Consider the following 6773-nt stretch of genomic DNA (forward strand, 5'->3'; position numbering starts at 1 on the left):
GTTCGGCAGTAAAGGTGCGACGGGGTCTTTGGGGCATGTAAACATTCTCCTGGGGTATCGACTCTTCGAGAATGTCCACTTTTTCGAGTAAAGGTCAAAGTTTCAAAGGTCCGCGTTGAGGTGGAGCATCAAATCGGGGGGATTAAGCGCTGTCAGATAGTGGTTCAGAAATTTAGAAATTGGGTTGACCACTATGTTGATGATGTGATGGGAACGGCTTGTGGGCTTCGTAATTTCCGGCTGACCCACCGCCGTGGAAAAACAACCGGGCAACTTGGAACTGCCTACCCTCAAACGTGAGAGCAAAAAGCGCTTCTGCTAGTTTTCTACGCTATTTCCGATAAAGTCTAATGATTACAGTTCAAGGATGCGACATACAGTCCATTAATTTAGAAAACACAGCGTTAAGTCTGTATGATCTAGTGATTCTTGCCACAGATCACTCTTCGATTGACTATGTCCAATTAGTGGAACAGGCAACCGCCATATTGGATACTCGTGGAATTACGCGAAAACCCCCTGACGCCCAATCGACCCTATACCGTTCAAAAATCACCCTACTCTAGATCCATTTAGCATTCCTCAGTCTCTATGAAAAAAGTTGTTGTCGTTGGTGCAGGCAACTGGGGTAAAAACCTGGTGAAGAATTTTCATGCCCTCAATGCCTTAGCTGGGGTTGTCGAGATGAACTCAGAATTGCGTCAGTCAATAGCGGCAAGCTATCCAGATCTTCAGGTCTATGCTGACTATCAAGACGTTTTAGACACCAATATTCCAGCAATTGTCTTAGCGACCCCTGCCTCCACCCATTATGCATTGGCAAAAGCAGCGTTAGAGGCCGGTAAGGATGTTTTTGTCGAAAAGCCCATGACGCTAAACACAAAAGAGGCGATAGAACTGGCACAATATGCCGATCAGTACCATCGCATTTTGGCGGTGGGGCATTTGTTGTTGTATCAACCTGCGATCGCATGGATGCGTGACTACTTAGCCAGTGGTAAAGCCGGTAACGTCCTTCACATCATGGCTCAACGGACCAAACTGGGCAGAGCCCGCTCTGAGGAGAATGTTTGGTGGTCCTTTGCCCCTCATGATGTATCTATAGTGCTTGATTTACTAGGTAACCCTACACTAAAAACGCTTCAAGCCAGTGGACATGCCATGATCCAACCTGATGTTGAAGACAATGTGCATGTTGATTTGGTGTTTACCAGTGGCCAAACCGCTCATATTCATGCTTCTTGGTATCATCCGTTATTGCAGCGATGCACCACTATTCTCGCAGAACGACAAATGCTGGTTTACGACGAAGTAACCCAGCAAGTCACCGTTTATGAGCAATCTATGGATGCGAATCTACACAATGTTGATACTGGATCCTGGGTCGCTGATGTAGCTACCAACCAGCCCCTTAAATTAGAGTGCCAACATTTCCTTCACTGTTTGAACACACGCCAGCAACCGAGGTCAAATGGTTGGAATGGAGTTGCAGTTGTCGAAATTTTAGAAAAAGCCCAGGAGGCAATGCGTGGCTAGGCTCATGCCAAAGACAACAGACTATTTTATCCATGAACCATCCTATATGGATGAAGGTACTGAAATCGGTTTTGGGACTAAAATTCAGCATTTTTGCCATATATATAGCTATAACAAAACTCAAATTGGTCAGCACTGTGTTTTAGGGCATTTTTGTAGCCCTAGTATGGTTTTTACCAATATCAAAACGCCTCGCTGTGAGTTTCCTCGTAATACCAGTACCGACTATCACAAAGCCTTAGTCAAACGGGGAGCGAGTATTGGGGCCAATGCCACCATTGTTTGCGGTATCACCTTAAACGAAGGCGCTTTCTTTGCCACCGGAGCAGTGGTTACCAAAGATGTCTATGGAGTGTTCCCGCCCGTCTCGTAGGCTGGATGAGTGCCTACAGCGATATTTTAGGATTCGATAAAAATGGTTATGCTGCAGACTCAACAGGTACCAGATATCAACAAATTTCTGAGATAGAAGTCCGAAAACTGTAGTGCATAGGTATGAAAATTCCGATTCTTGATCTCAAACCCCAATACGCCAGCCTCAAAACTGATATCCATACAGCGATTGATCGGGTCTTGCAATCAGGAGCCTTTATCATGGGGCCTGAGGTGAAGCAGTTCGAACAAGAAGTTGCCGCTTACCTCGGCGTCAAACATGCGATTGGTGTCAATTCGGGCACCGATGCCTTAGTCATTGGTCTCAAAGCATCTGGAGTAACGGTCGAAGATGAAGTACTCACTACGCCCTTCTCATTTTTTGCTACAGCAGAATCGATTAGTAATGTCGGTGCTAAGCCTATCTTTGTTGATATTGATCCCCACACGTTCAATATCAACGCTCAGAAAATCGAAGCGAGGATCACTCCAAAGACTAAGGCAATTTTGCCAGTGCATCTATACGGCCATCCAGCAGCTATGGCAAACATTATGGGGGTTGCTCAAAAATATAATCTAAAAGTGATCGAGGATTGTGCTCAAGCCTTTGGAGCACGCTACTTTAGTAGCGAGGTTGAGAGCGAGCAGCCTAACGCAACAGCTAAAGATATACGCGGTAGAACTGTGGGAACCATTGGCAACGTTGGCGCCTATTCATTTTTCCCGTCCAAAAATTTAGGCGCTTACGGTGATGGTGGACTCATCACCACTAATGATGATGCAATTGCAGAAAAAGCTAAGATGCTCCGCATCCATGGTGCTTTGAAGAAGTATCACAATGAAGTATTAGGCTATAACTCTCGCCTTGATGCTATTCAAGCTGCCATTCTGAGGGTCAAACTGCCGTATATAGACGATTGGAATCGAGGACGCCGTCAAGTTGCCCAAACTTACAATGATGGCTTTGCAGATTTACCCGGAATGATTACACCACAAATCGTTGAAGGTCATGTGTTTCACCAATACACAATTCGGGTCTTAGATGGGAAGCGTGATGCACTCAAGGAGTATCTAGCAGACCATCATATAGGGTCGATGGTATATTACCCTGTAACGCAAGATAAGCTACCTATTTATCTGGGCCAGTACGATACGTTTGAGGTCAGCAACCAATACGCTCAGGAAGTGTTAAGTTTACCCATTTGGCCAGAGCTACAACTGGATACTCAAAGCTTTATCATCAACACTATCCACAAATTTTACTTATAGTAAATCAACTATAGCCATGTCAGAACCACGTGGTAGTTAGGTGAGATTATCTCAGCCTCCTATTCATAACTAATACATAAGTAGGCTTTGGTTGAAAAGATTAAGTATATGACGCTAGATTAAGCAATATTCCTGCCGTTTGGAGCAAACCACTGTGGGCGCAGATTGCAAGTGTTTCTAACCACTGAAGAAGAACAGACCTTATTTGACCTCAACCGTGCCGCGACAGGTCAAGGACCGCGCTCAGATAGTCCACCTCAATGCTCAAAGCTGGTACGTCGAAAAAATAGCACAACATTTTCACTGCCATGTTCAAACTGTTCGTCAAACGCTCTATAGCTGGCGAGATCAAGGATTGGGAGGATTATGGGAGACCCCTCATCCGGGGGCTCAGCGACGCTGGAGTGAGGCGGATTTAGACTATCTTGAATCGTGCCTTCGTAAAGAGCAACGCACTTATAACAAAGCTTGCTGATGAACGCCAAGTCACCTTAAGTGCAGGGCACCTCAAAGAAGTGCTCAAAAAAGGGGGTTCTTTGGACGCGAACCCGGCACGCTCACTCCGATCAACAAGACCCAGTGACACGAGCCATCAAGCAAGCTGCTGTAGAAATGTTGCAATGGACTGCTGCTGCTGGAGAGATTGATTGATGCTTTCTGGATGAAGCTGGTTTTTGCTTATGGATACCTGCTGAGTACAGCTACTTTTTCCAAGGGGAAACAAAGCGGCTCGAACAAGCGAAGCGATGGGGCAAGCGCATTAGTATTCTGGGGCGATTGCAACCGATTGTCAGCTTTGTGTATGGTCTAGTGGTGGGTGGCTTTAATAGGGAGCGCTATATCAAGATGATGGATGAGCAGGCCTCTCATACTCAGGGCGAATTTGAAAAGAACGGTCGGATTCGGGTGGTGGTGCAAGACAATAGCCCGACTCACACCAGAAAAGCGGTTCGGCAGAAATGGGCTGAATGGGAGGCCAAGGGGCTGTATCTATTTTTCTTGCCTAAATATTGTTCAGAAATGCATCCGATTGAGTCAGAGTGGCATCAGTGAAAGGCGCATGAGGTTTGTGGGCACATGTTTGAACATGAACTCGATCTAGTCTATGCCGTTATTGATGGAGTTGAGGCCAGGACAAGAGCGGGCGAATATAAGGTTGAGCGGTTTAGATTTCCCTCTAAATCGGCAGCTTTATGAGCTGTTCCATACAAAAGACTTATTATCCAAACCTACTTACTTACCCATTTATGCAAATATTGACAAAGCTCAAACATAGTGACAATCTACGCAAAATTATTGCTAATACAGGTTGGCTATTTGCTGACAGAATTCTCCGTATGGGAGTTGGCATAATCGTAACCGTTTGGATAGCCCGTTACTTAGGAGTAGAGCAATTTGGCCTGTTGAATTATGCAACGACTTTTGTTGCTTTATTCAGCCCACTAGCTTCTTTAGGACTAGATGAAATTGTGATCAAAGAAATTGTGTCTAATCCATCGCGCAAAGAGGAAATCTTAGGCACTACATTTTGGCTAAAGTTTATTAGTGCGATAGTCTGTTTATTATTAACGGTTTCCTGCATTTTTGGATTTCGTCATGGTGACACCCTGATTATTTCACTAGTGACTATCTTGGCTGCTTCTAATATATTTCAGGCTTTTAACATAATAAGCCTTTGGTTTCAATCGCAAATACAGTCGAAATACACTGTAATTTCTAAAAATACTGTATTTGTTGTCATAACTATTTTCAAAGTTATTCTAATTATTAAAAAAGCACCATTAATTGCTTTTGCATGGGCGACATCAATGGAATTTATTGTGAGTGCGTTAGGTTTAGCAATTGTCTATAGAGCTAAGGGTTTTTCAATGCGGCGATGGCGTTGGAATTTCCCAATGGCTAAAAGCTTAATCCGAGAAAGTTTTCCTCTTATATTTTCTGGTATCTCTATTATGATATACATGAAGATTGATCAGATTATGCTGGGGGAAATGGTTGGAGATACTGCTGTGGGTATTTACTCAGCCGCTACCCGTATTTCTGAAGTATGGTATTTTATTCCAATGGCAATTGCTTCTTCTATATCTCCTTCTTTTTATGAGAAAAAAAACATAAATAAAGCACTATACTATAAACAAATAATGCAACTGCATCGCTTATTAGTTTTAGTATCTCTTGCTATTGCTTTGCCTATGACATTTTTGTCGGGAAAAGTCATAGTATTATTTTTTAGTCATGACTATGCAGAAGCAGGAAATGTATTGGCAATTCATATTTGGGCGACAATATTTGTATTCATGGGGGTTGCCACATCTTCATGGTTTATTGCAGAAGGATTAACTAAATTTTCAATGTATAGAACAGTTGCTGGAGGAATTGCAAACGTCATTTTGAATCTATTGTTAATTCCCAGGTATGCAAGCATAGGTGCAGCAATAGCTACTGTAATTTCCTATTCAGTTGCAGGATTTTTTATTCACGCAGCTCATTCGAGAACCAGGAAAATATTCCAGATTCAGCTACAATCACTAGGTATCAAAATGCTTAAATAAATTCACAAGTTATTTCCTGAAAACACTCATTATTTTCATCCATTAAATATGACTAAAGTACGAATATTTTCATTTGTTTTATGGATCTTTAGATCTCTACTTTCAAGAAAAGCTTTTTTTAAGCTTAATAAAGCAATATTTTTATTAAGTTTGAGAGGATTAGGCATTCTAAATCATGAAAACGACAAAATAAGTGGTGAAAGATCATTTATTGAGAATTTATCAATATTTTTAGCTACTTCTCATGGAGTATTTGTTGATGTGGGCGCCAATATAGGAAATTATTCTAAATTAGTTAGAAGCGTAGCAACAAGCATAGATATATATGCTTTTGAACCTCATCCTAAAACTTTCAGCAAACTAAAATTACAGAGTAAAAAAAGCAATTATGTAACGATAAATGCAGCTTGTGGTGATGCAGAGACGAAATTGAGACTTTATGACTATGGAGGTGAAAAAAGCGGTTCAAGTCATGCCTCTCTATATCAAGATGCAATTAAAAAATTACGCCAAGAAAGACCTGAAAGCTGGGAAGTAAATGTCACCACTATCGATGCATTTATTAAAAAATATAAAATAAATCGAATTAGCTTACTTAAAATCGATACTGAAGGTAATGAACTAAAAGTACTTTATGGCGCGAAGGAATCTATAAGAGAAAATATCGTTGATATCATTCATTTAGAGTTTAATGAGATGAACGTATTTAGTAGAGTTTTCATGAAAGATATTTATGATGCTTTAGAGAATTATTCGTTTTATAGAATGCTGCCAGATGGTTTAGTATATTTAGGTGAATATCATCCTCTAACTTTGGAAATATTTGCTTATCAAAATATCGTTGCTATTCGCAAGGAAATTATTCCACAAGTTCAATCCTACCTCCATATTTGAAATAGAAAATTATAGAAACCCCAGTAGCCTTTCTAACATTTCCAAGTACATCCGGCGTTGTTGCATGAAAAGGTGCTGCAGATAGGGTGTGAGCTAGAGTTTATGTACCACCAAAAACTGCTAGCCCATGAGTTACCGAATCCGCAACTG

At 41.6% G+C, this 6773-nt stretch carries 6 protein-coding genes and 2 pseudogenes; all 8 read left to right on the plus strand.

All coding sequences use genetic code 11. The features are described 5' to 3' along the window. The first annotated feature begins 120 nt into the window (after nucleotides 1-120). The 8 genes and pseudogenes from Q0991_RS22330 to Q0991_RS22365 all read left to right on the plus strand — a co-directional run bounded on the left by Q0991_RS22330 (nucleotide 121) and on the right by Q0991_RS22365 (nucleotide 6623). Entirely contained in the window at nucleotides 121-300 is a 180-nt protein-coding gene (locus tag Q0991_RS22330) for a hypothetical protein (protein WP_299492751.1), read from the plus strand. Nucleotides 301-350: 50 nt separating this feature from the next. Beyond that, on the plus strand, nucleotides 351-566 hold the full coding sequence (locus Q0991_RS22335) for a hypothetical protein (RefSeq protein WP_299492753.1): 216 nt from the start codon (nucleotides 351-353) through the stop codon (nucleotides 564-566). A 25-nt stretch (nucleotides 567-591) separates the two neighbouring features. Continuing rightward, nucleotides 592-1536, plus strand: a complete 945-nt coding sequence (locus Q0991_RS22340) for a Gfo/Idh/MocA family oxidoreductase (RefSeq protein WP_299492755.1) — start codon at nucleotides 592-594, stop codon at nucleotides 1534-1536. Between the two features lie 4 nt (nucleotides 1537-1540). Then, nucleotides 1541-2022 (plus strand): annotated as a pseudogene (locus tag Q0991_RS22345) (N-acetyltransferase). 9 nt (nucleotides 2023-2031) lie between these two features. Further along, nucleotides 2032-3177, plus strand: coding sequence for a DegT/DnrJ/EryC1/StrS family aminotransferase (locus tag Q0991_RS22350; protein WP_299492759.1), 1146 nt, complete (start codon nucleotides 2032-2034; stop codon nucleotides 3175-3177). Between the two features lie 132 nt (nucleotides 3178-3309). Continuing rightward, nucleotides 3310-4230 (plus strand): annotated as a pseudogene (locus tag Q0991_RS22355) (IS630 family transposase). Nucleotides 4231-4424: 194 nt separating this feature from the next. Continuing rightward, complete coding sequence (locus Q0991_RS22360) at nucleotides 4425-5729, plus strand: flippase (protein ID WP_299492761.1); 1305 nt, start codon at nucleotides 4425-4427, stop codon at nucleotides 5727-5729. A 48-nt stretch (nucleotides 5730-5777) separates the two neighbouring features. Further along, nucleotides 5778-6623 carry an FkbM family methyltransferase gene (locus Q0991_RS22365; protein WP_299492763.1) on the plus strand — a complete coding sequence of 282 codons (846 nt, stop codon included), beginning with the start codon at nucleotides 5778-5780 and terminating at the stop codon, nucleotides 6621-6623. Nucleotides 6624-6773 lie beyond the last annotated feature (150 nt).

The organism is Acaryochloris sp. IP29b_bin.137 (genome assembly GCF_028285745.1).
GTDB lineage: Bacteria > Cyanobacteriota > Cyanobacteriia > Thermosynechococcales > Thermosynechococcaceae > Acaryochloris.